This window comes from Legionella lytica (assembly GCF_044626755.1).
Lineage (GTDB): Bacteria > Pseudomonadota > Gammaproteobacteria > Legionellales > Legionellaceae > Legionella > Legionella lytica_A.
On the sequence record NZ_JBGORX010000024.1, the window covers coordinates 1 to 1,236 of the forward strand.

Sequence of the window (1,236 nt, forward strand, 5' to 3'; positions counted from 1 at the left end):
ATCAACCAGTTTCTCAATTGCTTTAACACCAATATCACTTTCATCGCCTTCCAGTGCTTTCAGCGCTGAACCAACAATAATAGGAATGTCATCGCCAGGGAAATCGTAGCTACTTAGCAGATCACGTACTTCCATCTCAACTAACTCTAACAGCTCAGGATCATCAACCATATCTGCTTTGTTCATGAACACAACAATGTATGGTACACCAACTTGGCGTGACAATAGAATGTGTTCTCTAGTTTGTGGCATTGGGCCATCAGCTGCTGATACTACCAAGATCGCTCCGTCCATTTGCGCAGCACCAGTGATCATGTTTTTAACATAGTCAGCGTGTCCTGGGCAGTCTACGTGCGCGTAGTGTCTTGCAGATGATTCATATTCTACGTGAGCTGTAGAAATTGTAATTCCACGCTCTCTTTCTTCTGGCGCAGCATCGATTTGGTCGTACGCCTTAGCTGTACCACCGAATTTTTTCGCCATAATTGTCGTAATAGCAGCAGTTAAAGTAGTTTTACCATGGTCAACGTGACCAATAGTACCCACGTTAACGTGTGGCTTTTTACGCTCAAATTTTTCCTTCGCCATTGGAAAGTCTCCCCATATGCTAAATTAATATTTCATGGTGCCCACAACTGGACTCGAACCAACGACCTCTTCCTTACCAAGGAAGTGCTCTACCGCCTGAGCTATGTGGGCTTATATATGCTTAAACTATTCTATAAGCAAACATCTTCACTGTATTGGAGCGGGTGGTGGGAATCGAACCCACGCTATCAGCTTGGAAGGCTGAAGTTCTACCATTGAACTACACCCGCTATTTTTCTTCTTTATACTGGTGGAGGGGGAAGGATTCGAACCTTCGAAGGCAGAGCCGTCAGATTTACAGTCTGATCCCTTTGACCGCTCGGGAACCCCTCCAAAAAGAACGCTATTGTCTTTTAAGACGCTTTGATTGTCAACCAATTTGATTGACAGGCCAACTTAATTTAGATGGTGCCGGCACCAGGAATCGAACCCGGGACCTACTGATTACAAGTCAGTTGCTCTACCAACTGAGCTACGCCGGCATGTATCGCTCACTTACACTAGGCAAGTACTTTTGTGACATTTAAAACCAGTCACTTTAATAAAACCCTGGCGATGACCTACTTTCACATGAGGAGACCTCACACTATCATTGGCGCATGTCTGTTTCACTTCTGAGTTCGAGATGGATTCAGGTGGTTCCAGACC

General features: G+C 45.0%; 1 protein-coding gene, 4 tRNA genes and 1 rRNA gene. All 6 read right to left on the minus strand.

Annotated elements, in window-relative coordinates; translation table 11 throughout:
* On the minus strand, nt 1–588 hold a 588-nt coding region (locus tag ACD661_RS16875), incomplete at its 3' end, for a GTP-binding protein (RefSeq protein ID WP_400189004.1).
* Nucleotides 589–623: 35 nt separating this feature from the next.
* Nucleotides 624–699 (minus strand) — tRNA-Thr (locus ACD661_RS16880).
* A gap of 45 nt (nt 700–744) precedes the next feature.
* Nucleotides 745–818, minus strand: a tRNA-Gly gene (locus tag ACD661_RS16885).
* 18 nt (nt 819–836) lie between these two features.
* Nucleotides 837–921: transfer RNA gene (locus ACD661_RS16890), tRNA-Tyr, on the minus strand.
* 73 nt (nt 922–994) lie between these two features.
* A tRNA-Thr gene (locus tag ACD661_RS16895) sits at nt 995–1,070 on the minus strand.
* A gap of 65 nt (nt 1,071–1,135) precedes the next feature.
* Nucleotides 1,136–1,236: ribosomal RNA gene (gene rrf / locus ACD661_RS16900) — 5S ribosomal RNA — on the minus strand; the annotation flags it as partial.